The organism is Gordonia jinghuaiqii, from assembly GCF_014041935.1.
GTDB classification, from domain to species: Bacteria; Actinomycetota; Actinomycetes; order Mycobacteriales; family Mycobacteriaceae; genus Gordonia; species Gordonia jinghuaiqii.
Genome location: NZ_CP059491.1, coordinates 4,362,715 through 4,387,541 on the forward strand (window position 1 = coordinate 4,362,715; position 24,827 = coordinate 4,387,541).

General features: G+C 67.7%; 21 protein-coding genes. 6 read left to right on the plus strand and 15 right to left on the minus strand.

Going from position 1 to position 24,827, the window contains the following annotated elements; translation table 11 throughout:
- Nucleotides 1-5: 5 nt before the first annotated feature.
- The 3 genes from H1R19_RS19425 (at nucleotide 6) to H1R19_RS19435 (ending at nucleotide 3,772) form a co-directional block, all read left to right on the plus strand.
- Nucleotides 6-1,199, plus strand: coding sequence for a M24 family metallopeptidase (locus H1R19_RS19425; RefSeq protein ID WP_219849857.1), 1,194 nt, complete (start codon nucleotides 6-8; stop codon nucleotides 1,197-1,199).
- A gap of 78 nt (nucleotides 1,200-1,277) precedes the next feature.
- Nucleotides 1,278-2,519: an aminotransferase-like domain-containing protein gene (locus H1R19_RS19430; RefSeq protein ID WP_219849858.1), complete on the plus strand. Its 1,242-nt coding sequence runs from the start codon at nucleotides 1,278-1,280 to the stop codon at nucleotides 2,517-2,519.
- 14 nt (nucleotides 2,520-2,533) lie between these two features.
- Nucleotides 2,534-3,772, plus strand: a complete 1,239-nt coding sequence (locus H1R19_RS19435) for a M20 family metallopeptidase (protein ID WP_219849859.1) — start codon at nucleotides 2,534-2,536, stop codon at nucleotides 3,770-3,772.
- 1 nt (nucleotide 3,773) lies between these two features.
- On the opposite strand, the gene H1R19_RS19440 is transcribed toward H1R19_RS19435, so the two are convergent.
- The 4 genes from H1R19_RS19440 to H1R19_RS19455 all read right to left on the minus strand — a co-directional run bounded on the left by H1R19_RS19440 (nucleotide 3,774) and on the right by H1R19_RS19455 (nucleotide 8,046).
- Nucleotides 3,774-5,162 (minus strand): MFS transporter, encoded by a 1,389-nt coding sequence (locus H1R19_RS19440; RefSeq protein WP_188331241.1) that lies wholly within the window; start codon nucleotides 5,160-5,162, stop codon nucleotides 3,774-3,776.
- Between the two features lie 160 nt (nucleotides 5,163-5,322).
- Nucleotides 5,323-6,111: a GntR family transcriptional regulator gene (locus H1R19_RS19445; RefSeq protein ID WP_188331426.1), complete on the minus strand. Its 789-nt coding sequence runs from the start codon at nucleotides 6,109-6,111 to the stop codon at nucleotides 5,323-5,325.
- A gap of 10 nt (nucleotides 6,112-6,121) precedes the next feature.
- Nucleotides 6,122-6,565 (minus strand): DUF3830 family protein, encoded by a 444-nt coding sequence (locus H1R19_RS19450; protein WP_244971012.1) that lies wholly within the window; start codon nucleotides 6,563-6,565, stop codon nucleotides 6,122-6,124.
- A 74-nt stretch (nucleotides 6,566-6,639) separates the two neighbouring features.
- Nucleotides 6,640-8,046, minus strand: a complete 1,407-nt coding sequence (locus H1R19_RS19455; RefSeq protein WP_219849860.1) for an amidase — start codon at nucleotides 8,044-8,046, stop codon at nucleotides 6,640-6,642.
- 56 nt (nucleotides 8,047-8,102) lie between these two features.
- Between H1R19_RS19455 and H1R19_RS19460 the strand changes: the two genes are divergently transcribed.
- Nucleotides 8,103-8,852 (plus strand): maleate cis-trans isomerase family protein, encoded by a 750-nt coding sequence (locus tag H1R19_RS19460; protein WP_219849861.1) that lies wholly within the window; start codon nucleotides 8,103-8,105, stop codon nucleotides 8,850-8,852.
- On the opposite strand, the gene H1R19_RS19465 is transcribed toward H1R19_RS19460, so the two are convergent.
- From H1R19_RS19465 to H1R19_RS19510, 10 genes are all read right to left on the minus strand, one after another.
- Nucleotides 8,842-9,795: an aminoglycoside phosphotransferase family protein gene (locus H1R19_RS19465; RefSeq protein WP_219849862.1), complete on the minus strand. Its 954-nt coding sequence runs from the start codon at nucleotides 9,793-9,795 to the stop codon at nucleotides 8,842-8,844. The genes H1R19_RS19460 and H1R19_RS19465 overlap by 11 nt on opposite strands.
- The gene (locus H1R19_RS19470) at nucleotides 9,792-10,490 is read right to left on the minus strand and encodes a response regulator (protein ID WP_188331245.1); all 699 of its coding nucleotides are present in this window, start codon (nucleotides 10,488-10,490) and stop codon (nucleotides 9,792-9,794) included. The genes H1R19_RS19465 and H1R19_RS19470 overlap by 4 nt, the downstream gene beginning before the upstream one ends.
- Nucleotides 10,487-13,084, minus strand: a complete 2,598-nt coding sequence (locus H1R19_RS19475; protein ID WP_219849863.1) for a sensor histidine kinase — start codon at nucleotides 13,082-13,084, stop codon at nucleotides 10,487-10,489. The genes H1R19_RS19470 and H1R19_RS19475 overlap by 4 nt, the downstream gene beginning before the upstream one ends.
- A 19-nt stretch (nucleotides 13,085-13,103) precedes the next feature.
- Nucleotides 13,104-13,739, minus strand: coding sequence for a potassium-transporting ATPase subunit C (locus H1R19_RS19480; RefSeq protein WP_188331247.1), 636 nt, complete (start codon nucleotides 13,737-13,739; stop codon nucleotides 13,104-13,106).
- A 4-nt stretch (nucleotides 13,740-13,743) separates the two neighbouring features.
- Nucleotides 13,744-15,894: a potassium-transporting ATPase subunit KdpB gene (gene kdpB, locus H1R19_RS19485; protein ID WP_219849864.1), complete on the minus strand. Its 2,151-nt coding sequence runs from the start codon at nucleotides 15,892-15,894 to the stop codon at nucleotides 13,744-13,746.
- Complete coding sequence (gene kdpA / locus H1R19_RS19490) at nucleotides 15,891-17,738, minus strand: potassium-transporting ATPase subunit KdpA (RefSeq protein ID WP_219849865.1); 1,848 nt, start codon at nucleotides 17,736-17,738, stop codon at nucleotides 15,891-15,893. The genes kdpB and kdpA overlap by 4 nt, the downstream gene beginning before the upstream one ends.
- 4 nt (nucleotides 17,739-17,742) lie before the next feature.
- Nucleotides 17,743-17,841, minus strand: coding sequence for a potassium-transporting ATPase subunit F (locus H1R19_RS19495; RefSeq protein WP_188331250.1), 99 nt, complete (start codon nucleotides 17,839-17,841; stop codon nucleotides 17,743-17,745).
- Nucleotides 17,842-18,215: 374 nt separating this feature from the next.
- Nucleotides 18,216-18,617, minus strand: coding sequence for a PPOX class F420-dependent oxidoreductase (locus H1R19_RS19500; RefSeq protein ID WP_188331251.1), 402 nt, complete (start codon nucleotides 18,615-18,617; stop codon nucleotides 18,216-18,218).
- The gene (locus tag H1R19_RS19505) at nucleotides 18,614-19,360 is read right to left on the minus strand and encodes a maleate cis-trans isomerase family protein (protein ID WP_219849866.1); all 747 of its coding nucleotides are present in this window, start codon (nucleotides 19,358-19,360) and stop codon (nucleotides 18,614-18,616) included. The genes H1R19_RS19500 and H1R19_RS19505 overlap by 4 nt, the downstream gene beginning before the upstream one ends.
- Nucleotides 19,361-19,390: 30 nt before the next feature.
- Nucleotides 19,391-19,996, minus strand: coding sequence for a DNA-3-methyladenine glycosylase I (locus H1R19_RS19510; RefSeq protein ID WP_219849867.1), 606 nt, complete (start codon nucleotides 19,994-19,996; stop codon nucleotides 19,391-19,393).
- A 258-nt stretch (nucleotides 19,997-20,254) separates the two neighbouring features.
- On the opposite strand from H1R19_RS19510, the gene sigK reads away from it, so the two are divergent.
- Both sigK and H1R19_RS19520 read left to right on the plus strand, forming a co-directional pair.
- Complete coding sequence (gene sigK / locus H1R19_RS19515; RefSeq protein ID WP_188331254.1) at nucleotides 20,255-20,806, plus strand: ECF RNA polymerase sigma factor SigK; 552 nt, start codon at nucleotides 20,255-20,257, stop codon at nucleotides 20,804-20,806.
- A 481-nt stretch (nucleotides 20,807-21,287) separates the two neighbouring features.
- Nucleotides 21,288-23,525, plus strand: a complete 2,238-nt coding sequence (locus tag H1R19_RS19520; protein ID WP_188331255.1) for an NADP-dependent isocitrate dehydrogenase — start codon at nucleotides 21,288-21,290, stop codon at nucleotides 23,523-23,525.
- Between the two features lie 157 nt (nucleotides 23,526-23,682).
- Here the strand turns inward: H1R19_RS19520 and H1R19_RS19525 are convergent, their stop codons facing one another.
- Nucleotides 23,683-24,792, minus strand: a complete 1,110-nt coding sequence (locus tag H1R19_RS19525) for a GIY-YIG nuclease family protein (RefSeq protein ID WP_188331428.1) — start codon at nucleotides 24,790-24,792, stop codon at nucleotides 23,683-23,685.
- Nucleotides 24,793-24,827 lie beyond the last annotated feature (35 nt).

Genomic DNA, 24,827 nt, shown 5'->3' on the forward strand with positions numbered 1-24,827 from the left:
AGACCATGTACCTCGGTGCTCAGCTGTTCACCGACAGCGAGTACGAACGCCGCCTCACGCGTGTCCGCGAACTCATGGACCGTCAGGGGTTGTCGGCGATCATCGTCACCGACCCGGCCAACATCTTCTACCTCATCGGGTACAACGCGTGGTCGTTCTACACCCCGCAGATGCTGTTCGTCCCCATCGAGGGCGAGATGGTCTTCTATGCGCGCGAGATGGATGCCCATGGCGCACATCGGACGACGTGGTTGCCCGACGAGCAGATCGTCGGATATCCGGAGAATTATGTGCACCGGCCGCATCTGCACCCGTTCGACTGGGTCGCGTGGTCACTGCGGCAGCGGCACCTGATCGCACCGGCGTCGCGGGCGGGTTCGGTCGGCCTGGAGATGGATTCACACTTCTTCTCGCCCAAGGCCTATCGGGCTCTGTTCAACGCCATCCCGGAGTGGAAGCTCGTCGACAACTTCGAACTCGTCAACTGGGTGCGCTCGGTGAAGTCCGACGCCGAGATCCAGCTGATGCGTCAGGCCGGGATGGTGTGTTCGGAGGCGATGCGCGCCGCGATCGACACCATCGACATCGGGGTGCGCCAATGCGATGCGGCGGCCGCGATCTCGCAGGCCCAGATCACCGGCACCCAGGAGTTCGGCGGCGACTACCCGGCGATCGTGCCGATGATGCCCACCGGTGCCGCCGCCGACACACCGCATCTCACCTGGCACCAGGGCACGTTCGTCGAGGACGAGGCGGTGGTCATCGAGCTGACCGGTGCGCACAACCGGTACCACTGCCCACTCGCACGGACGGTGTCGCTGGGTACCCCGGCCAAGGACCTCGACTATGTCGCCAAGGCCACTGCCGAAGGTCTCGAGAACGTGCTCGATGCGATCAGACCGGGGGTCGCGACCCGTGAGCTCGCCTCCACCTGGAACTGGACGCTCGCCAAGTACGGTCTCGAGAAGCCTTCGCGCCTGGGCTATTCCATCGGGATCGGCTATCCGCCGGACTGGGGTGAGCGCACCATCAGCATCCGCACCGAGGACGAGTCGATCCTGGAGACCAACATGACCTTCCACATCGTCTGCGGAATGTGGATGGACAACTACGGTTTCGAACTCTCCGAGTCGGTGCGGGTCAGCCCGACCGGCGTCGAGTGCTTCACCTCGTTCCCCCGCGAGCTGATCCGGAAATGACGACAGACCACTGATCCCCTTCAGGTGCGCGGAGCGCAGGCGACGGGCCACGAAGGGCGACGAGATGAGGTGAAAGACATGACCGCAACACCAGAAGCCATGCACGCGACCCGGCACTGCGCCCCCACACTGCCGCTCGCCGGCCGGGCCAAGGACCTCGTCGGGTCGATGATCGACTCGTCGACGTCGCTGCTGGCAGCGCAGACCCACGACATCGTGCGGTTCGCGATGGGTTCGCCCGCCGACGAGGCCGTACCCGCCGACGAGTTCCGGCAGATCGCCGGCGAGATCCTGGACAACTCCTCGTTCACCTACGGCGCCACCGAGGGTGAGCCGCGCCTGCTGCAGTTGCTCGTCGACTATCTCGCCACCACGCCCGACCCGTCGACCCACGACCGCCTGGTGATCACCACCGGCGGCATGCAGGGCCTCGACCTCGCGTGCAAACTCTTCGTCGACCCGGGTGACCTGGTCATCGTCGAGTCACCGACCTACACCAACGGCAGCGCCACCGCGCTGTCCTACGGTGCGCAGCTGCTCGAGGTCCCCGTCGACGACGACGGCATGCAGGTCGACCAGCTGGCGGATCTCGTCGCACGCACCCACCGGACGCCCAAGGCGATCTACACGATCCCCACGTTCCAGAACCCCTCGGGCGTCACCTTGTCCGAGGAGCGGCGCCGCGAGCTGCTGCGGCTGGCGCACACGTGGGGTTCGGTCATCATCGACGACGACCCGTACGGCCTGCTGCGTTTCGCCGGCACCGACATCCCGACGTTCCAGACACTCAGTCCCGGCGACCCGCTGATCTTCTCGGTGCGGACCTTCTCGAAGATCCTGGCGCCCGGATGGCGGGTCGGCTGGGTCGACGCCGACCCGTCACTGCGCCAGCTGCTCATCAACGGCAAGCAGGCGATGGACACCTGCACCAATGTGCCCAACCAGCACATCGTCGCCGAGTACATCGCCCGCGGCGGCCTCGAAGACCATCTCGCCGGCATCCGCACGCTCTACCGGGAGCGCAAGGACGCCATGCTCGACGCCATCGCCCGTCACCTGGGCGACCGCGTGGTCACCACCAACCCCGAAGGCGGGTTCTTCCTGTGGGTGACGCTGCGCGAGGAGTTCGCCGAGATCGACACCCGGGAGCTGTTCGAGGTCGCCCTCGCCGACGGCGTCGCATTCATCCCCGGACCTGCGCTGTCGCCCGGTGGACGCTTCCGCAACTCGATGCGCCTGTGCTTCGCGTCGAGCACCCCGGACCGGATCGACGAAGGTGTGCGGCGTCTCACCGCCAGTCTTGAGAAGATGGCCGGGTGAGTGACGATGGTGCAGTGAGTGGTGAATCAGAACCCGAGCCGACGGCTCTGAGTCCGGCCGAGCGGGCGATCGTCGGCCTTATCGACGAGGACGCGCTCGTCGCGCTCACCACCGCCCTGGTCGAGGCGCCCAGTGAGAACCCGGGCGGCACCGAAGGTGCGGCCGTCGCGGTGCTGGAGAAGTCGTGCCGGGCCCTGGGCCTGACCGTGGACGTCCGCGAGGCCGCGCCGCAGCGTCCCAATCTGGTCGCCACCCTGACCGGGGGCGACGGGCCGGGACTGATGTTCCTGGGCCACTCCGACGTCGTCCCGGCCGGGCCCTACTGGACCGCCGACCCGTACACGGTGCGCACCCACGACGGCCGGCTCTACGGCCGCGGCACCACCGACATGAAGGGCGGTCTCGCCGCGGTCGTCGCCGCGATGGCCGCGGTGTCCCGCGCCGCCGAGTTCGGCGTCGAACTGTCGGGTCCGGTGCGCCTCGTGTGCACCGCCGACGAGGAAGAGCACGGTCTCGGTGTCCGCGACTTCGTGAGCCGACCCGCCGACCATGACTTCCTCGGCTGCGTGGTCGCCGAACCCACCGATCTGCAGGTGGTTCGCGGTTGCCGCGGAGCGTCGTACATCGAGATCGACGTGACCGGCCGCGCCGCCCATTCCGGCCGTCCCGCCGACGGTCGCAGTGCCATCGACGCCGCGGCGGCGATCGTCGAGCTCATCCGTGCCGACAGCGAGCACCTCACCGGGTCCCTCGACGACCTGCTCGGCTGCGGCACCTGGAATGTGGGGACCATCCAGGGCGGACAGGGCATCTCGGTGGTCGCACCCTCCTGTTCGCTCGGTATCGACCGCCGGCTGATGCCCGACGAGGATCCGCACGTCATCGCCGAGGAATTACGAAAAACCATCCGCGACAACGGTATCGACACCGACGGCATCTCCGTCGACGTCCGGGTCACCATGGAGATGCCCGGGTTCGCCACCGCCGCGGACCATCCGCTGGTCACCGCGGCGGTCGGTTCGGTCACCGACGCCGGGACCGTCACCTCCGTCGGCGGCTGGAGCGCCGCCTGCGACGGCGGTTTCGTCAGTCGCGACCTCGGCATCCCGTCGATCGTGCTGGGACCCGGGAACATCAACACCGACGCCCATCAGCCCGACGAGTCGGTGGCGATCGCCGACCTCGTCACCGCGGCGAGGGCCTACGCCCTCGCCGCGCTGAGGCTTCTGGGGACGACCCCGGCCCGACCCTGACCTACGTCCCCACCTTCTGCCCCTTCAGCGAACTGAAATCGTTCTCCTTGCTGGGGATCTCGGTGCCGCGCAGCGAGCAGCCCACGGTCTCCTTGAGGAACAGCAACGCAACCATGCCGACCGCGCAGGCACCCATCATGTACACGGCCGGGAACAGGCTCCAGCCGGTGTTCTCGATGACCGCGTCGTTCACCAGCGGGGCCGTACCACCGAAGGCGGCAGTCGCGACGTTGTAGGAGATCGCGAAGCCCGCATACCGGACCTGGGTGGGGAACATCGCCGGGAAGGTGGCCGTGATGGTCGCCAGCTGCGGGAGGTAGAGAACACCGAGGATCACGAAAGCCACGATGGCCCACACGAATCCCTGACCCATCAGCCAGTAGAGGGGTAGTGCGAGGACGAACAGGCCGATCAGCGAACCCCACCACATGGGTTTGCGGCCGGTGGAGTCCGACCACCAGCCGAACAACGGGACCAGGGCGATCATGACCAGCTGCCCGACCGTGTTGACGACGCTCGCCGATGTCTCGCTCAGGTTGATGGTGTTCTGCAGGTAGGTGGGCTGGTAGGCCAGGAGCGTGTAGTTGGTGATGTTGAGCGCGATCACCATGCCGAACATGATCAGGATCGGGCGGCGGTAGTTGACGATCAGGTCCTTGAAGCGCGTCCACGGCGTGCCGGTGATCTCGTCTTCCTGCTCGAGCTCCTGGAAGACCGGTGTGTCCTCCATCTGCGCCCGCAGGTACAGCCCGATGAGGCCCATGGGCAGCGCGAACAGGAACGGGATGCGCCAGCCCCACTGATCCATCTGCGAATCGGTGAGCGCCAGTTGGAGAAGCAGGACGAACACGGTGCCGCCGCAGAAGCCCGCGAGGGTGCCCACCTCGAGGAACGACCCGTACTTGCCGCGCTTGTTGTCCGGGGCGTACTCCGCCATGAACGTTGCGGCACCGCCGTATTCCCCGCCGGTGGAGAATCCCTGGACCACGCGGAGCGTGATGAGCAGGATCGGCGCCCACACGCCGATGGACGCATGGGTCGGCAACATTCCGATCAGAGCGGTCGCACCCGAGATGAGCAGAATGGTCATGGCCAGCACCGACTTGCGCCCGATGCGATCGCCGATCGGACCCCAGATCATGCCGCCGAGCGGCCGCAGGACGAACGAGATCGCAAAACCGAGCATCGTGCCGATGGTGCCGAGTTCACCGGGGAAGAAGGCTTGGGTCAGATAGACAGACGCGGCGGCGTAGACGCCGTAGTCGAACCACTCGGTGGCGTTGCCGATCGCCGATGCGCCGATGGCCTTGCGGAGGAGCTTCCTACCCTCGGGAGACTCCGGGTCCGGCGCCAGCCGCTCATATGTGTCCGTCTTGGTCGGTTCGCTCATCTGCGCTTCCTGAATGTCGTAGGGCCGTTCGCTCGTCACGCCGAGCTCCGCGGCGGGGACTCTTCGCGCCCGTTCGCCCGGATTTCGACCTGAGGTCGGTGGACCCATATACCCGGATGCGCCGACGTCTACACCACGTGCGCATTCCGGCCCGAGGGGATCAGCCGCTCACCGCCTGGAGGTTTCCGGCACCCGCGCCGTCACCGATCAGGCGGCGCAACCCATCGGCCATGTGCTCGATCATCAGAGCATCTGCCGCCGCGGCATCTCCCGCGGCGATGGCGTCCACCAACATCTGGTGTTCTGCGATGCGATCCTTTCCCGAGGAATACGTTCCCCGCATGGCCCGAAGGCACATCCTCGTCTCCACGAGAATCGTCTCGTGTAGACGCGAAAGTCGTTGACTTCCTGCGAAATCCACCAGAGTCTGGTGGAATCCCATGTCGGCCTCCGCCATCCCGGCGCCGTTGGGCTCGTCGATGAACTCACGCATGGCCTCGACCGCCTCACCCAGGGCCCGCACCGCGTCGTCCTCGCGATGCGCGATCACCTGCTGCAGGGCAGCACGTTCCACTGCGGTGCGCGCGACGTACATGTCGCGGATGTCGTCGTCCTCCATGGAGACGACGAACAGTCCCCGGTTGCGATGGCTCACCAGCAACCCTTCCGCGGTGAGACGCTGCATGGCCTCACGCAGGGGGCCGCGGCTGACACCCAGGTCGGCGGCGAGCCCCGACTCGGTCAGCTGGGATCCGGGCGGGAAGTCGCCGTTGGCGATGGCGTTGTGCAACTTACGCGCGATGATCGCCGGTGTCGACTCCTGCACCAGCGGCGTGAGCACCCGACGACGCGCCGATCCACCCTGTTTGCGCTGGTGAACGGGGGTTTGACTCGCCCCCGGGTCGTCCGGACCCGGGGTTTCGGCATCAACCTTCATCGTCACCGTCATCCCCTCTTTCTTACCGTGAGTGGCGCGCATACGACAATTTCTCGCCGCGCGCGCCACCCATCCAGACGTCGTTGCAGGCGGCCGCGAACTCCTCGAGCCCCTCGGTGATCGTGGCGAACACGTTGCCCGGCACCCAGCCGACGTCGCCGTTGACCAGCAGGTTGTTGCGGCCGTAGAACACCGCGAGATCGACGAGCAGCCGATGTTGCGCGGGCGCGGATTCCGCCTCGTACCCGTAGGCCGGGTTGTCCAGCACGCCGTCGAAGGTGAAATAGCACAGATCGCCGGGGATCGGCGTGATCGTGGTGTTCTCCATGCCCGGTTCGGTCGGTGCGAACGCCGGGAGGAGGGTGTAGATCTCGTTCCGCGCGAATTTGCCGTGGAAGACCTGCCCGCCGAGCGGTAGCGCGTCCCATACCGCGGCTGCGGTGCGCGGGGCCTGCGCATCGAGCATCTTCGCCACGGCCGTCACACCGCGTTTCTCGAGCGTCACGGTGATGAACCGTTCCGGTGCCGACAAGTTCGCTGTCAAGGACGGTCTCCCAGCATCGTGAAGCCCGCAGCGGCCTCGTACGCCGCGGCCACGCGCAGCACTGTCATGTCCCGGTGACGTGCGGCGACGAACTGCACGCCGGTCGGCAGCCCGTCGACGAAGCCGCTCGGCACCGTGATCGCCGGCTGCCCGGTGAGATTGAACGGATACGAGTACGGAGTCCACGACGTCCAGTCGGGCGACGACGAGCCCTCCGGCACGGTTCGTCCCGCCCCGAAGGCCACCGTCGGCATCGTCGGCGTCACCAGAACGTCGAATTCCTCGTGCAGGCGGCCCATCTGGGTGCCCATCTCCATGCGGAGCGCGGTGGCATCCACCATGTCGGCCGCACTGATGTCCCGGTGGCGCTCGAGGGCCTCGAGGAGCAGAGGATCGACGCGGTCGGCTGCCGCCGGCCCCAGTGCCCGCACCACCGCCTCGGCGCCGACGAACCAGATCACGTGATAGGCCCACGCCGGGTCGTCCCACCCGAGGTCCACCTTCTCCACCGTCGCACCCAGCTGCTCAAGCACCGAGACGGCTCGATCGGTGTTGGCCTGCACGCCAGGATCATTCGAGCCGAAGCCGAGGTCGGAGCTGTAGCCGACCCGCAGGCCGGAGAGGTCACCGACCTCCGCAACCGCCTCGACGGCACTGCGCGCCGGGGTCGGGAGCGCCGCCCAGTCGCGCGGGTCGTAGCCGCTCAGGACGTCCAGCAGGAGCGCGCAGTCGGTCACCGCGCGGGTCATCGGACCGACGTGGGCGACCGGGGCGAACGGGCTCGGCGGGTACATCGGCACCCGCCCGAGTGTCGCCTTGAACCCGACGACACCGCAGTAGGCGGCGGGTATGCGTATCGATCCACCGCCGTCGGTGCCCACCGAGAGCGGACCCAGGCCCGCGGCGAGCGCCGCCGCACTGCCGCCGCTCGAACCGCCGGATGTCCGCATCCTGTCCCACGGGTTGCGCGTGATGCCCGTCCGGGGGCTGTCGGTGACGCCCTTCCAGCCGAACTCCGGGGTGGTGACCTTGCCCAGCATCACCGCACCCGCCTCACGCAGCCGCGCCACGGCGGGGGCATCGGTGTCCCACTCCATCTGGTCCGGGCGGATCATCAGCGAGCCTCGAAGGGTCGGCCATCCGCTCGTGAGGAGCAGGTCCTTGATGCTGACGGGAACACCGTCGAGCGGGCTCAGCGGGGTGCCGGCCGCATGGCGGGCACCGGACGCCCGCGCCTGGGACAGCGTCGTCTCCCGGTCGAGCAGGCAGTATGCGTTGATCGCGGGGTCGACCTCGTCGATGAGGTCGAGCAGCTCGAGCGCCACCGTCTCGGGCGTGAGCGCGCCCGTTCGGTAGGCCTCTGCGAGGTCGGCGGCACCGAGCCACCGTGCCGTGTCCGACATGCGCCCCCTCGTCGTCGGTTGGTAGATTGTTGACAATCTACCCGGGAGGTGTGGGAGTGACAACCACCGTCGCGATGCTCTATCCCGGTCATGCCGCCGAAGACGACTACGCGCTGATCGAGTCGGCCCTGAACGAGTCGGTCCTGAACGAGTCGGCCTCCCCGGCGCGCGACATCCGCTTGCCGGTGGTGATCACCGAGGTGGGGTCCGACGCCCACACCGTGGAAGCGATGGCGGCCGTCGGCGAACGGACACGCTTGGCCGACGGCGTACGGCGAGCCCGGGCGTATTCCCCGGCGGCACTGATGTGGGCGTGTACCTCCGGCAGCTTCGTCCACGGATACGACGGCGCGCGGCGGCAGGTGGCCGACATCTCCGACGCCTGCGGCCTGGCCGCATCGTCGACCTCGCTGGCGTTCGTCGACGCCTGCCACGAACTCGGCATCTCCCGCGTCGCGATCGCCGCGACGTACCCGAAACCGTTGGCGTCGAGGTTCATCGGCTTCCTCGCCGACGGAGGTGTCGACGTGATCGCCTTGTGCGCGAACGACATCCTGACAGCATCCGCGGCGGGAACCCTCGACGGCGACGGCCTGTTCGGCATGCTGGCCGCAGCAGATCGCGACGACGCCCGGGCACTACTCGTCCCGGACACCGCACTCCACACCGCGCGATGGATCACCGGACTCGAGGAGGAGTTCGGCAAACCGGTGCTGACGGCCAATCAGGTGACCGCCTGGCAGGGTCTGCGGCTCGCCGGGACCTCCGTCGCCGCAACCGGACTGGGGACACTGTTCACTCGATGACCGCTTTGGCCACGGTGATGCAGGTGGTGATCCACTCCCGGTCGGCGGCGGTGAGCGCCCTCGACACCCGGTCCGCATCCTCGATCGCCCAGTGCGCGTTAAGGATCATGCGGACGATGGCCCAGTCGCGGGCGCGATCGGGGTCGAGCCCGGCGGCGTCGACGATGGTGTGGAAGCGGTGGCGGATGACGTCGCGGACATCGATTCCGGTGTGGTCGCGGTCGTGGTCGTGATAGTGGTCGAGTCGATTCCACAGCATCGGCGCGAGCTCGTAATGCCGGTCACCCGACATCGGTTTCGGATCGATCGCCAGCCACCGGCCGGTTCCGTCCATGAGCACGTTCTCGTGATGGAGATCCCCATGGATGACCACACCGGTACTCGCGTCGTCCGAGAGGAAGTCCCTGCCCAGCGAAAGCGACTGTTCCACAAATCGTCTCGGTACGGGTGCGTCGCGGGGCATGCTCGTCATCGCCGTCAGCCAGCGCTCGAGGTGCGCGGTCAGGTGCGTCATGCGTCCCGGAGCCGGGACATGCAGGGCGCCGTACAGATCCGCGACCACGACACAGGCCTCGGCGTCGTCGACCGAGGTGAGGTCGCGCCGTTCCAACCGTTCGAGGAGCAGTGCCCGACGACGGGGATCGGCGCGCAGCATCCGCACCGCACCCACTCCGCCCCACTGTTGCAGTCCCAGTGCCTCTTGCGCACCTTCGTCGTCACCGTCGTACGCCAGCTTCAGGACGGTCGGGTACCCGCTGCGGTCGGTCACCGGGATCACCAGCGACTCGAAGCCGTGCCACAGTTCGGTTCCCTCCCGGCGCAGCTCCCACTCCGCGAGGACACCGGAGGCCGTCCGCGGCAGTCGGTCGAGCCAGTCCTGCCACCGGGGTCCGAGCGTCTCCTGCCTGCGCAGGCCGGGCGGGATCTCGGCGTCGGCGATCACGATCGCACGAACCGGTAGCCCATCCCGGCCTCGGTGAGGAGATGTCGGGGGGTGGCCGGGTCGGTCTCGAGCTTGCGCCGCAGACTCGCCAGATACACACGGAGATAGTTGCTCTGCCCGTCGTACCCCGGTCCCCAGACCGAACTCAGGATGTCTTTCTGGGACACCAGTTTCCCTTCGTTCCGCACCAGCAGCTCCAGGATCCCCCATTCGGTCGGCGTGAGGTGGACCGGGGCCGCGTCGCGGGTCACCTGCTTGGCGGCGAGGTCGACCACGAAGGTGCCCGCGTCGACCACCGGCGATTCCGACGTCCCGCTCGCCACCGCCCCACGACGCACCGCAGCCCGCAACCGCGCCAGGAACTCCTCCATGCCGAACGGCTTCGTGACGTAGTCGTCGGCGCCGGCATCGAGGGCGGCCACCTTGTCGGCGGCGTCGGTGCGGGCCGACAACACGATCACCGGGACCGTCGTCCAGCCGCGCAGCCCTTCGAGCACGGTCAGTCCGTCGATGTCGGGAAGCCCGAGGTCGAGTACCACGACGTGGGGGCGGATCCGCGCCGCCGACGACAACGCCGCGGTACCGGTCGCCGCGGTGGTGACGGCGAAGCCGCGAGCGTTGAGATTGATCCGCAACGCCCGCAACAACTGCGGCTCGTCGTCGACGACGAGGACACGAGTCTTCTCGGCACTCATCTCGCCGCTCCCCGGCGCCGCGACGGCGCGTCGAGCTCGTCCGTCGCGGGTAGGTCGATGACCATCGTGAGTCCGCCACCCGGGGTGTCCTCGGCGGTGAGTTCTCCCCCGATCGCGGTGACGAATCCCTTCGCGACCGACAGACCGAGGCCCACACCGGACGCACCGTTGGTGTCGCCGCCCTGGTGAAATGCCGTGAACACCTCGTCCCGGTCGGTCTCCGGCAGGCCGGGACCGTGATCGATGACGCGGATGACGCACCGCGCCGGATCGTCTGGGGTCAGTCGGGAGGTGATCTCGACATCTCCCCCGCCGTGCCGTCGCGCGTTGTCGACGAGATTGGCCAGCACACGCTCGAGCAGGCCCGGATCGGTGAAGGCCCACGCATGTTCGAGGTCGAGTCGCAGGTCGGTTGTCGCTCCGGGACGATGCACTGCGGCAGCGGCGCGGTGGATCACCTCGGCCAGGAACGTCTGGTCCATCCGCGGGCGCACGGCGCCGGCCGCCAGCCGCGATGAGTCGAGCAGATTTCCCACCAGGTCGGCGAGATGATCGACCGACTCGTCCACCGTCGCCAGTAGTTCCGCGGTGTCCTCGGCACTGAAGGTGACATCCTCGCTGCGCAGGCTCGACACCGCGGCCTTCGCTGCCGCGAGCGGGGTACGCAGGTCGTGGCCGACCGCCGACAACAACGCGCGGCGGAGCTCATCGGTTCGCGCCAGCGCCTCGGCCGACGCGGCCTCGGCTTCGAGTGCGTTGCGTTCCACGGCTCCGGCCGCCTGACTGGCCACGGCCGCCAGCACGCGACGGTCCCGCGCGCCCAGCCTGGGGCCTCTCAACAAGAGTTCGAACTCCCCGCCGGGCACCACGCAGGTGGTGTCCGCCTCGTCCGGACCGGCCGGTGGCGACTGACCGACCGCGGCCGCGACCTCTCGCGACGCGCGCGAGGTCCGCCGGATCAACGAAACGGCCCGCTGACCGTAGGTTTCCCGCACCCGTTCCAGCAGTGCCGGCACATCGGCACCGCCGAGCACCACGCTGGAGAACAGCGCGAGCAGTTCGGCCTCGCGGGCGGCGTCCTGGGCCTGAGCGCGGCGCACGGTGGCCGAATCGACTAGTGCGGCAACTGCTGTGGCGATGACGAGCATCACCAGGATGGTGATCAGGTTGTCCGGCTGACTGATGGTGAAGGTGAATCTCGGCTCGGTGAAGAAGTAGTTGAGGAGCAACCCCGACACCACCGCCGACAACGCGGCCGGGGCAACACCTCCGAGCATCGACACCGCGAGCACCGCGACGAAGAACAACGCCGATTCGCTGGTGAAACCGAGCCACGGATCGGCCAGCCACAGCACCCCGGTCGTCGCCAGCGGCACGAGCACCGCGAAGACCCAACTCAGCGGGCGGTGGAACCGGGTGTTGCGCACGTCGAGGCGACTGCGGCGGGTGGTCTCGTCGTGGGTCACCATGTGCACGTCGATGCGGCCGCTGTCGCTGACCACGGCGGCCCCGACGCCCTCGTCGAAGATCCGTTTCCAGCGCGGTCGCCGTGACGTGCCGAGGACCAGCTGGGTGGCGTTGACCCCGCGGGCGAAATTGAGCAGGGTGGCCGGGATGTCGTCGCCGACGATGGAGTGAATCCGTGCCCCGAAGCCGGCGGCGAGCTCCTTCAGGCCGGCGAGATGGGAGCTCGACTCGGCGAGCCCGTCGCCCCGGACCACGTGCACGGCCAGCAACTCCGCGCTCGACCGGGAGGCGATGCGGCTGGCTCGACGCAGCAGGGTCGGCGATTCCGGCCCACCGGTGATCGCCACCACCACCCGCTCCCGCGCCTCCCACGTGTCGGTGATCGCGTGCGCGGCACGATAATCGGCGAGCTTGTCGTCGACCTGGTCGGCCAGCCACAGGAGCGCGAGTTCGCGCAGTGCGGTGAGATTGCCCTGCCGGAAGTAGTTGGCCAGCGCACCCTCGACCCGTCCGTCCGGGTAGACCTTGCCTGCCGAGAGGCGTTGCCGCAGCGCTTGCGGATCGATGTCGACGAGCTCGAGTTGGTCGGCGCCGCGAACGACGTCGTCGGGCACCGTTTCCCGTTGCACCACCCCGGTTATCTGCGCCACCACGTCGTTCAGGCTCTCGAGGTGCTGGATGTTGATCGTCGAGTAGACGTCGATCCCCGCGTCCCGGAGGTCCTCGATGTCCTGCCAGCGCTTGGCATTTCGGGAGCCCGGTGCGTTGGTGTGGGCCAGTTCGTCGACCAGCGCGACCTGAGGGAGTCGGGCCAGGACCGCGTCGAGGTCCATCTCCTCGAGGTGGGTGCCCCGATGGGTCCGCAGGGTCCGGGGCACCACCTCCAGTCCGTCCACCAGGGCCGCGGTGGCGACCCGGCCGTGCGACTCGACCACCGCGACGACCACGTCGACGCCCTCGTCGACCAGCCCCCGTGCCTGCGCGAGCATCTCGTAGGTTTTCCCCACGCCGGGCGCACAGCCGAGGAACACCACCAACCGTCCACGGTCGGTGGTGTTCCGGCCGGCCGATCCCCGACCCGGCGAGCGGGCCGGGGAGGCCGCCGCCGATCCCGACGGTGAGGTCATGGGCGGATTCTATCGCCGGTCATGACGTGTGGCACCGAGCCACCGTGTGACCGAGGGCCAGATTCACCTCCAGCACGTTGACTCGAGGCTCGCCCAGAATCCCGAACTGACGTCGCTCCGTGTGCTCGGCGATGATCGAGCGGATCTCCTCGCTCGACCTGGAGGTGACCTCTGACAGGCGTGGAACCTGCAGCTCCGCGTACGCCGGGCTGATGTGCGGGTCGAGACCGGAACCCGACCCGGTGACCGCGTCGGCGGGTACCGCCGACGGTGCCACCCCCTCACGTTCGGCGATGAGCGTTCGGCGTGCCTCGACGTTCGCGAGGAGGGTCTCGCTGTTCGGCCCCTGGTTGGTCGCCGCCGACGCGGATGGGTCCCCGGTCGACATGGGTTCGTCCGCGGCCCCGACGACGCGCGCGTGTAGATACGGGTCCGGTTCTCCCGCGGGCACCTGCGGATCGAGGCCGATGAGCGCGGACCCGACGGGACAGCCGCGCGCGTCGACGAGCTGGGAACCCTCCGCTCCGGAACTGTTGGCCCGGGAGATGACCCATACCGCAGCGGGATAGGCGACACCGAGGACCAGGGTGAGGGCCAGCAGGATTCCGGCGGCGGCCACGCACTGCCGGACGAAGCCGGTGATGACTGTGTTCATGTGTTCATCCCATTCCCGGAACGAGTCGGACGACGAGATCGATCAGCCAGATACCGACGAACGGCGTGATGACCCCGCCGACGCCGTAGACGAGCAGGTTGCGGCCCAACAGCTTCGACGCCGAGCTCGGTCGATAGCGCACGCCCCGCAACGAGAGCGGGATGAGTGCGACGATGATCAGCGCGTTGAAGATCACGGCCGAGACGATCGCCGACTGTGCCGAGTGCAGGCCCATGATGTTGAGTGCGTCGAGCTGCGGGTAGGTCGCGGTGAACATCGCCGGCAGGATCGCGAAGTACTTCGCGAGGTCGTTGGCCAGCGAGAACGTCGTCAGCGCTCCGCGGGTGATCAACAACTGCTTGCCGATCGCCACCACCTCGATGAGTTTGGTGGGGTCGGAGTCCAGATCCACCATGTTGCCGGCTTCTTTGGCCGCTGACGTCCCGGTGTTCATCGCCAGTCCCACGTCGGCCTGCGCCAGCGCGGGGGCGTCGTTCGTCCCGTCACCGGTCATCGCGACGAGACGCCCACCCGCCTGTTCGCTGCGGATCAATGCCAGCTTGTCCTCCGGGGTTGCCTCGGCGACGAAGTCGTCGACACCTGCCTGCGCGGCGATCGCGCGTGCGGTCCGCGGATTGTCGCCGGTCACCATCACCGTGCGGATGCCCATCGCGCGGAGTTGCGCGAAGCGTTGGGCCATACCGGGTTTCACCACGTCGGACAGCGCGATCACACCGAGCACCCGCGCGACCCCGCCCTCACCCCCGACCCCACTGTCGCGGACCCCGACCACCAGTGGTGTGCCGCCTGCGCTCGCGATCCGGTCGACGTCGGCGATCACCTCGGCCTCGACCGTGCCCGAGCCGGCGGCTATCCACGACGTCACCGCGTCGGCCGCACCCTTGCGGTACTCGACGCGTGTGCCGGACTCGTCGATGTCCATGCCGCTCATCCGGGTCTGAGCGGTGAACGCCACCACCCCGAACCCGGCGCCCCGGTCGACCGGTTCGACACCGTAGGTGCCCAGGCACAGATCGACGATGCTGCGCCCCTCGGGCGTGTCGTCGGCGAGACTGCACCGGTAGGCGACGTCGGCGAGTTCCTCGACCCCGACGCCCGGCGCCGGGAACAGGTCCGTGGCACGGCGGTTGCCGTAGGTGATGGTGCCCGTCTTGTCCATGAGCAGGGTGTCGACGTCGCCGGCCGCCTCGACGGCACGCCCCGACATCGCCAGTACGTTGCGCTGGACGAGCCGGTCCATCCCGGCGATCCCGATGGAACTCAGCAGCGCCCCGATGGTGGTGGGGATGAGGCACACCAGCAGCGCTATCAGTTTGACCGGGTCGGGAGATTGCCCGGCGTACTCCTGCATCGGGCCGACCGCGATCACCGCGAGCAGGAAGATGACCGTCAGGCTGGTCAGCAGGATGTCCAGGGCGATCTCGTTCGGGGTCTTCTTCCGGGCGGCACCCTCGACCAGCGCGATCATCCGATCGACGAATGTCTCCCCCGGCGAGGTCGTGATCTTGACGATGATGCGGTCCGAGAGCACCACCGTGCCGCCGGTGACCGCGGAGCGGTCACCGCCCGATTCCCTTATCACAGGGGCGGATTCGCCGGTGATCGCCGATTCGTCGACCGTCGCGATGCCGTCGACCACGTCGCCGTCGCCGGCGATGAGCTCACCCGCCTCGACGACGATGAGGTCACCGATGCGAAGTTCGCTGCCCGGAACCTCGTCCGCCGAGCCGTCCTCGTTCAGACGCCGGGCGACCGTGTCCCGCTTGACCTTCCGGAGACTGTCGGCCTGGGCACGGCCTCTCCCCTCGGCCACGGCCTCGGCGAGATTGGCGAACACGACGGTGAACCACAGCCACGCGGCGACCGTCGCGCCGAACCACGACGGTCGCACGACCGCCAGCACGGTGGTCACGATCGCGCCCAGATAGACCACGAACATCACCGGATTCCGCGCCTGGTCACGCGGGGTCAGTTTGCGCACCGCCTGCGGCAGTGAGGTCAGCAGCGACCGGATGTCGAAGGCGCCGCGCGCCACCAGGTTCGGTTCCGCCGGTTCCCCGACGCGCGCGGTGCCGGCTCCTTCGTCGCCGTTGTCGCTGTCGTCACTGTCGGTGTCGATGAGTTGGGTTGTCACAGTAGCGCCTCGGCAATCGGTCCCAGCGCCATGGCGGGGAAGAAGGTGAGTCCGGCGACGAGCAGGATGGTCGACGCCAGCAGGGTTCCGTAGAGGAGCCCGTGGGTGGGCAGGGTGGACACGGTCCACACTTTTTTCTCGGTGGCGACACTCTTCTCGGTCTCCACACCGGTCGTCGACGACGCCGTCCGGACTGCGGTGGCGACCGCCCCCTGGCCGGGAGCGGAGTTCTCCGGGTCGCCCGTGCTGTCGCCCCCGATGCCGCCCGCTGTCTCCACGACGAGCTCGGTGGCTCGCGGGCGTTGTCTCCCGAGCAGTCCCGCCAGCGCGAGGACGAACACGATCGGCAGGAAACGACCGAGCAGCATCGCGACGCCGAGTGAGGACTGGAACCAGTCGCCGGTCGCGGTGAGGCCGCCGAAGGCGCTGCCGTTGTTGTTGGCCGCCGACGCGTAGGCGTACAGCACCTCGCCGAATCCGTGGATCGATCCCGGGCTGCCGGGGTCGCCGCTGTTGCCCTGGGCCGCGGGGGTCGATCCCAGGATCACCGAGATCCCCGTTCCGGCGAGCACCAGGGCAGGCATCACCAGTACGTACAGTGCCGCCATGGTGATCTCGTGCTGCCCGACCTTCTTGCCCAGGAACGACGGCGACCGTCCGACCAGCAGACCGCCCACGAACACGGTGATGATCGACATCACCAGGATTCCGTACAGTCCCGATCCGACACCGCCGGGAGCGATCTCGCCGAGCAGCATGTTCCACAGGACAGCGCCGCCGCCGCCCGCGGAGAAGCTGTCGTGGGCGGAGTTGACCGCACCGGTGGATGTCCCGGTCGTCGACACCGCGAACAGTGCCGACCCGGGAACTCCGAAGCGTAATTCCTTGCCTTCCATCATCGCGCCCGCAGCCCGCGAAGCCGCCCCGGCGGTGCGGGATTCGAAGAACCACACGACGGCGAGCATCGCCGTCCAGATCGTCGCCATGACACCGAGAAGGGTCAGGCCCTGGCGCCGGTCGCCGACCAACGTCCCGTAGGTGCGGGTGAGGCATACCGGGATGAGCAGCAGCGCAGAGATTTCCACGAGGTTCGACAACGGGGTCGGGTTGGAGAACGGATGGGCGGAGTTCGCCGACAGCGTGCCACCGCCATTGGTGCCGAGTTCCTTGATGGCCTCCTGCGACGCGAAGGGTCCGACGAGGCTGCGCGCGTCGGTGCCGTCGAGGGCGGTGAAGCCGACTCCGGTGTGCCACGACTGGACGACACCCTGTGTGATCAGGAGGGTGGCCACGATGACGCTGAGCGGCAGCAGGATTCGGACCGTGATCCGCACCAGGTCGACCCAGAAGTTGCCGAGCTGACCGTTGCCGGACCGGTTGACGATCCCGCGGATGAGCGCGACGGCCACCGCCAGACCGACCGCCGCGGACAGGAAGTTCTGCACGGTGAGGCCCAGCATCTGGGTGAGGTTGCTCATCACGATCTCGGGCGAGTAGGACTGCCAGTTGGTGTTGCTGACAAAGGAGATGGCGGTGTTGAACGCCATCGACGGTGCTACACCGTCCTTTCCGTCGGACCAGGGCAGGAACCCCTGAGCCCGCTGGATCACGTACAGGAACAGGAACGAGACGAGCGAGAATCCCAGTACGGCAAGGGCATAGCCCACCCACGTCTGCTGACCGCGCGGATCGATCCGTGCGAGTCGATACAGGAGCCGCTCGCCCGCCAGGTCGCGGTCTCCGGAGAGGACCCGCGCCATGTAGTCACCCAGGGGGACATAGACCGCGGCCAGGACGGCCAGCAGCACCGCGACCTGGAGGAGCCCGGCAACAGTTGTACTCACCGGCTCAGAACCTCTCCGGGAACACGAGCGCCACGAGCAGGAACACGACCGTCACCACCGCCGACACCAGGAGGACGACGTTGATAGTCCCGGCGGCGGTCACTGCTTGGTCCTCACGTCGACCGCACGGACGGCCAGCACGCACACGGCGAACCCCGCCACGGCGAGCAGGACGTACATCAGATCTGCCACGGATCTCTCACTTCCTCGAACACACCCTCCGGCGGGCACTCGCTCGGAGTGCCCGCCGGGCGCCCACCTCGACGATGGGCACGACACAGGATCACCCCGGGACGTACTCGGAAAGCCGCGCGTTAACGCTTTCCATACGCCCGCGGCGGCGTTATTGACGTCGCCTTTACCGGGGCAGGTCCGCTGCCGATGCCGGCGGAACGCCGGAGCGTGAAGACGCGACTCACCGCAGCGGTGAGTCGACAGACGCGATGGCGCGTGAGGATTCGGAAGTGATGCGGCGACCTAGGACGACGGTGCAGCGGTGATGACGATCCCGACGCTGCCGTGCTTGCCGCGGCGGATCTTGCTGCCGAGGATGGTGAGCCGGCCGAGGAGTCCGTACTTGTCGGCGATCGCCTTCTTGACCCGGTCGCTGGCGGCCTCGTCGAGGACCTCGGCCGTACCCGCCACCGGCTCGCCGATGACCTTTCGGCCGCGGACATCACAGGCCTGCACGATGACCCGCGGGTCACGACGGATGCGCTTGACCTTCCAGGAATCGGCCACGGTCCACATGACCAGGCGGTCCCCGTCGGGGGCCGCCCACAGCGGCGAGGTGATCGCCGTGCCGTCCTTGCGATAGGTGGTGAGGTTCACGTACTTCGCGGTCGCGGCCTCACCGAACTTCGCTGCGTCAGAGGTCATGCGGCAATGCTACGGGCAAACAACGACTGGGCATGGGTCGTCGACCATCCCGCCGGCGCGACCTCCCCGCCGAATATGCCCGCGTCGCACAGTGTTGCCCAGGCGGTGACCTGGTTGGCCGACAGCACCGGTTTGCCGAGTTCGGCTTCGAGGTCGGCGAGGATGTCGTAGGTCCACAGGTTGGTGCACGACACGAAGACGGCATCGGCGTCGTGATGGTCGGCGGCGCGGATCAGGTCCGCGGTCACGTGGTACGGGACGGTCCAGATCTCGTGATCGCACCCGAGGCCGGCCTGTGCCACGACGCCGCGCCCGGACTCGGCGAGAAAGTCGCACAGCAGGCCGGTGAGTGCCGGGGTGTAGGGAGTCGCGACGGACAGCGTCCTGATGTCCATCGTGTCGAGGGCACGGACCAGGGCCTCCGATGTGGTCACAGCCCGGTCGGCGCCGGCGGCGAGCATGCAGTTGGAGATCTCGAGAGCCCCGGCCATTCCGTAGACGAAGCTGCCCGATGCACACGCGTAGCCGAAGGACCGTGGCCCCACCGACGACACCGCCTTCACAGCCGCAGCGATCTCGGCGTGATTGTTCAGATCGCGGCACAGTTCGACGTCGACCGGGGCGTCGATGAATCCGGTGCGCGTGAAGTACAGCGACACCGAATCGGGCATCCAGCGCCACAGCTCGCGATCCAGGGCCATGTCGAACGGACACACCATGCCGATGCCGATCTGGGCGTTCATCCCTCGAATGATGACATATCGTCGGATTGTCTACAATCTCTGGCGAAGTGCCGCTTCGTGCGCTGCTGTCACCTCGTCGCGGATGACGCAGTCGTAAGCATGATCGTTGACCATCCCGACTGCCTGCATGAGCGCGAACATCGTCGTCGGTCCGACGAACCGCCAGCCCCTCTTCTTGAGGTCCTTGGACAGCGCGACCGACTGCGGTGAGGTCGTCATCGATCCCGGTACATGGTCGCCGACCGGCGCATACTGCCAGAAATAGGACTCCAGGGACCCGTGCTCGTCGATGAGCTCCACGGCGCGCTGCGCGTTGTTGATCGAGGCCTCGATCTTGCCGCGGTGCCGGACGATGCCGGCATCACCGAGGAGTCGCGTCACATCGGAGTCGGTGTAGCGGGCAACCCGCTCGACGTCGAATCCGGCGAAGGCCGCCCGGAAGTTGTCTCGCTTGATCAGAATGGTGCGCCAGCTGAGGCCCGACTGGAAGCCCTCGAGGCAGACGCGCTCGAACAGCGCGGTGTCGCCCGACGTCGGGAATCCCCACTCGGTGTCGTGGTAGGTGGTCTCCGGTTCACGCCCGGCCCACAGGCAGCGCGGGCGGCCGTCGGCAAGCACTACGGTGTCGTCGGGCATGGTGCTCCTCTCGCAGCGAGCACGCTACGCCACCCTTGCGACATCGCCGTTCGGCAACGTCACAGCCCGCGAACCCCGGCGCTGTTATGTTTCCGTTACCGTAGATTGCGAAACCATCCCGTTGTGTCTCGTGATGGTCACTTCTGCCCTCCACCCGCCTAGCGTTGACCACATCGCACCGAGAGCTCCGCGGCAACCCCCGATCCTGCCGCTCGCCCCGGAACGCGTGACAACGTCCCTGCGGCTAGGAGTTTCGTGATGAATGAAACCGATCTGAACACTCTCCTCGCCCGCGTGGCGACGGGCGACATGGATGCGTTCGCACAGTTCTACGACGCAACCTGTGATCGGGTGTACGGGATGACGCTGCGGGTGTTGCGCGATTCCGGTTACAGCGAGGAAGCCACCCAGGAGACCTTCCTCGCCGTGTGGCGCGGCGCCGCGGGTTACGACCCGAAATCCGGCTCGGCCCTGTCCTGGATCCTGACGATGGCCCATCGTCGTGCCGTCGACCGGGTCCGCTCGGAGTCGGCGGCCACGCGTCGCACCGTCAACTACGGCATCGCCGAGACCTCCCGGGAGGTCGACGAGGTCAGCGAGTCGGTGGAGCGTCGCGAGATCGCCCGCCTGATCCACACCGGCCTCGAGACCATCACCCCACTGCAGCGGCAGGCCATCGAGCTCGCCTACTTCCACGGCCTGACCTATCGGGAGGTGTCCGAGCACCTCGGCGTCGCCCTCCCCACGGCGAAGTCGCGCATCCGCGACGGTCTCATCCGACTCCGCCAGACCGTCGGCGCGGCTGCCTGAGCTCCTCGTCAGGTATACGAGCACTTTGGCCGATCGGCGCCCCGAACCCGGAGCAGCCATCGGTCCGCCGACCGGGGTCGGGTCCGCCGCAGGGACCAGCGCCCGGACGCGGCGGCCGAGGCCGGTCTCCGGCTGAACTCGTGCACGCCTGATCGCGGACCAGTCCCTCTCACCCACCGCGTGGGTCACGACAGCGTCCCGGTTCAGCCGCGGGCACTCGCCGCGAGCACCCGATCACGCCGGGCATCACCGCTGCCCTTTTCGCCGCCGACCACCCGTGACGTCGGCCGCGGCCGCATGATCGTGATCTCCGTCACCTCCCGATCGAGTGTCAGGTCAGACCACACCGCTCGCCATTTCTGGCGAGAGGGCAGAATCAAGGTAGATGTCGCACGAGTCCACCCCCGTCGTGATATCGGTAAAACCGGACCCACAAGGTCAGCAGAGCCGTCAAACCCAGACAGAATCGAGAACAGATCGCATGAGCGCCGAACAGCCGACCATCATCTATACGCTGACCGACGAGGCACCCATGCTCGCCACCCACGCGTTCCTGCCGGTGGTGCGAACGTTCGCCGGGGCGGCCGGCATCGCCGTCGAGACCACCGACATCTCCGTCGCGGCACGCATCCTCGCCGAGTTCTCCGATCTGCTGCCCGACGACCAGAAGGTCCCCGACAACCTCGGTGAGCTCGGCAAGCTGACCCAGGACCCCAACACCAACATCATCAAACTCCCGAACATCAGCGCTTCGGTCCCCCAGCTCCTCGCCGCCATCAAGGAACTCAAGGCCAAGGGTTACGCCCTGCCCGACTTCCCCGGCAACCCGAAGACCGACGAGGAGCGCGAGATCCGCGACCGGTACACCAAGTGCCTGGGCAGCGCGGTCAATCCCGTTCTCCGCGAAGGTAATTCCGACCGTCGCGCGCCGCGCGCCGTCAAGGAGTACGCCCGGAAGCATCCGCACAGCATGGGTGAGTGGTCGATGGCCTCCCGCACCCACGTCGCGCACATGCGCGAGGGCGACTTCTACCACGGCGAGAAGTCGATGACCGTCTCCGGCGACCGCAAGGTCAAGATGGAGCTGATCACCGACGGCGGCGAGACCATCGTGCTCAAGCCGGAGGTCTCGCTGACCGACGGTGACGTCATCGACAGCATGTTCATGAGCAAGAAGGCGCTCATCAAGTTCTACGAAGAACAGATCGAGGACGCCTACAAGACCGGTGTCATGTTCTCGCTGCACGTCAAGGCGACGATGATGCGCGTATCGCACCCGATCGTCTTCGGCCACGCCGTCAAGGTCTTTTACCGCGAGGCTTTCGAGAAGCACGGCGAGTTGTTCGACGAACTCGGCGTCAACGTCAACAACGGCCTCTCCGATCTGTACAGCAAGATCGAGTCGCTGCCCAGCGCACAGCGCGAGGAGATCATCGACGACCTGCACAAGTGCCACGAGCACCGTCCCGAGCTGGCGATGGTCGACTCTGCACGCGGCATCACCAACTTCCACTCCCCCAGCGATGTCATCGTCGACGCCTCGATGCCGGCGATGATCCGCGCGGGCGGCAAGATGTACGGCGCCGACGGCCGGCTCAAGGACACCAAGGCGGTCAACCCGGAGTCGACCTTCTCCCGCATCTACCAGGAGATGATCAACTTCTGTAAGACCAACGGGCAGTTCGACCCCACCACCATGGGCACCGTCCCCAACGTGGGCCTGATGGCGCAGAAGGCCGAGGAGTACGGCTCGCACGACAAGACCTTCGAGGTCCCCGCGGGCGGAACGGCCAACATCACCGACATCGAGACCGGTGAGGTGCTGCTGACCCAGACCGTCGAAGAGGGCGACATCTGGCGCCTGTGCATCGTCAAGGACGCCCCGATCCAGGACTGGGTCAAACTCGCCGTCAACCGGTGCCGTGACTCGGGTATGCCGGTCCTGTTCTGGCTGGACCCGTACCGCCCCCACGAGAACGAGCTGATCAAGAAGGTGCACAAGTACCTGCCCGATCACGACACCGAAGGCCTCGACATCCAGATCATGTCGCAGGTCCGCGCGATGCGGTACACGCTCGAGCGCGTCGTCCGCGGCCTGGACACCATCTCGGCCACCGGCAACATCCTGCGTGACTACCTCACCGACCTGTTCCCGATCCTGGAGCTGGGCACCAGCGCCAAGATGCTGTCGATCGTGCCGCTCATGGCCGGCGGTGGACTCTACGAGACCGGCGCGGGCGGCTCGGCCCCCAAGCACGTCAAGCAGCTCATCGAGGAGAACCACCTGCGGTGGGATTCGCTCGGCGAGTTCCTGGCGCTCGCGGTGAGCCTGGAGGACGTGGGCAAGAAGTTCGACGACAAGCGCGCCGTCATCCTGGCCAAGACCCTCGACACCGCCACCGGCAAGCTGCTCGAGAACGACAAGGGCCCCTCGCGCAAGACCGGCGAACTCGACAACCGCGGCAGCCAGTTCTACCTCTCGCTCTACTGGGCGCAGGAGCTGGCCAACCAGACCGACGACGCCGAGCTCGCCGAGCATTTCGCGCCGCTCGCCGAGACCCTCGCCGCCAACGAGGACACGATCGTCGAGGAGCTCAACGCGGTCCAGGGCGAGCAGGTCGACATCGGCGGCTACTACTACCCCGACTGGGACAAGACCGCCGCGGTCATGCGTCCGAGCAAGACCTTCAACGAGGCATTGGCAAGCGCCCAGCGCTGAACCGAGTCCCGCCGACGTGAGCGCCGGCTGAGCTTCCCCTCTGCCGGCTGAGCTTCCCCTCTGCCGGCTGAGCTTGTCGAAGCCCGTCCCCGTCAGCGACCTCCGAGGGCAATATGCCCTCGGAGGGACGTGAGGGGGACGAGGTTTTTCGCGTCCGTCACACCTGCCCGTACGGATGCCAGCCGTGCGCGTTCCACTTCCCGCCGCGCTGGTCCCGGACCTCGCGCAGACTGGTACCCACGTACCTGGTTTCCAGGTCGGGGTCCGGAACCCCGGTGTACACCCACCGTTTGGGGTCGAGGTTGCCCTCGGCGTCGGAGTACGCCTCCCAGTAGTGCACGCGGTGCACGGCGCGGATGATGTCGTCGGCGAAGACCAGCACGGGTAGGTCGGGGACGGTGCGGTGCGGGCCCGCCCGCCAGGCGCTGCGCGCCCATTCATAGATCTGTTCCGCGGTGGCGTCGGCCCGCGCCGCGGCGTCGACCTTGACCAGCGCACACGGCTCGGGCAGCGGCGGTGCGACGGGCGCCGCGAATCGCAGCACCAGTTCCTCGGCCCGCCAGAAGCGTTGTGTCCCGGCGCTGTCCCCGGCCGGTGAGTTGGTGAGTCCCAGCCGTGCGACCGTGGCGAGGTCGACCGCGACCTGTTCGACGAAAAGTGCCACCGCACCGGCTGATTCGAGGGTGTCGATGTCGTGGTGCAGAATCCAGTGCTCCACCCCGAACCCGTCGGCGTCGATGTCGCGGATGCGTTCTTCGGTGGCTGCCGACACCGATTCCGGCTCAATGCCTCCGATGATGTCGGAGGGGTCCACGGCGACGCCGGCGAGCGCGGCGCCGGTGTGGTGGTAGACGCGGTTGCCGCGCCCCGTGCCCACGTAGAACACCGTTGCATCCCGTGGGTCGACGAGCGCGTACACGTACACCCCGAGTGCCGATCGTGCTTCTGCCGGAACGGGCTTGGGCGCTCCGGGCGCGGGAACGGCGACCGGTCGCAGCATGTCGAGCACCGCGTCGACGACCGACGGCCGAACCCCGAATCCCCCGCCGGCCAATCCGCCGAAGATCACTTCGCCGGCGCGTTCGCGGCCGACGAAGCGTTGTCCGGCGTAATCGTCGAGAGCGCGCAGCACGTCGGAGAGCTCCCCCTTGCGGGCGGTGGGGGTGCGTGTCGCCGAACGTTCCGCCTCCGGATCGAGCATCTCGGCGAATGCGGTCGACGCCAGAAAATCCTTCAGCGCCCCGGCCGGTAACTCGACCGCGTCCAGCCTGCTCATCGCGCACCGTCGACGACGGGATCAGT

Coding starts and splice junctions, on each gene's coding strand:
- H1R19_RS19480 (WP_188331247.1), bottom strand. CDS start 13,739: ATGAACACAGTCATCACCGGCTTCGTCCGGCAGTGCGTGGCCGCCGCC.
- H1R19_RS19425 (WP_219849857.1), top strand. CDS start 6: ATGTACCTCGGTGCTCAGCTGTTCACCGACAGCGAGTACGAACGCCGC.
- H1R19_RS19510 (WP_219849867.1), bottom strand. CDS start 19,996: ATGCCCGACGACACCGTAGTGCTTGCCGACGGCCGCCCGCGCTGCCTG.
- H1R19_RS19520 (WP_188331255.1), top strand. CDS start 21,288: ATGAGCGCCGAACAGCCGACCATCATCTATACGCTGACCGACGAGGCA.
- H1R19_RS19475 (WP_219849863.1), bottom strand. CDS start 13,084: ATGACCTCACCGTCGGGATCGGCGGCGGCCTCCCCGGCCCGCTCGCCG.
- H1R19_RS19470 (WP_188331245.1), bottom strand. CDS start 10,490: ATGAGTGCCGAGAAGACTCGTGTCCTCGTCGTCGACGACGAGCCGCAG.
- H1R19_RS19450 (WP_244971012.1), bottom strand. CDS start 6,565: ATGCTCGATGCGCAGGCCCCGCGCACCGCAGCCGCGGTATGGGACGCG.
- H1R19_RS19440 (WP_188331241.1), bottom strand. CDS start 5,162: ATGAGCGAACCGACCAAGACGGACACATATGAGCGGCTGGCGCCGGAC.
- H1R19_RS19430 (WP_219849858.1), top strand. CDS start 1,278: ATGACCGCAACACCAGAAGCCATGCACGCGACCCGGCACTGCGCCCCC.
- H1R19_RS19505 (WP_219849866.1), bottom strand. CDS start 19,360: ATGAACGCCCAGATCGGCATCGGCATGGTGTGTCCGTTCGACATGGCC.
- sigK (WP_188331254.1), top strand. CDS start 20,255: ATGAATGAAACCGATCTGAACACTCTCCTCGCCCGCGTGGCGACGGGC.
- H1R19_RS19500 (WP_188331251.1), bottom strand. CDS start 18,617: ATGACCTCTGACGCAGCGAAGTTCGGTGAGGCCGCGACCGCGAAGTAC.
- H1R19_RS19455 (WP_219849860.1), bottom strand. CDS start 8,046: ATGTCGGACACGGCACGGTGGCTCGGTGCCGCCGACCTCGCAGAGGCC.
- H1R19_RS19445 (WP_188331426.1), bottom strand. CDS start 6,111: ATGACGGTGACGATGAAGGTTGATGCCGAAACCCCGGGTCCGGACGAC.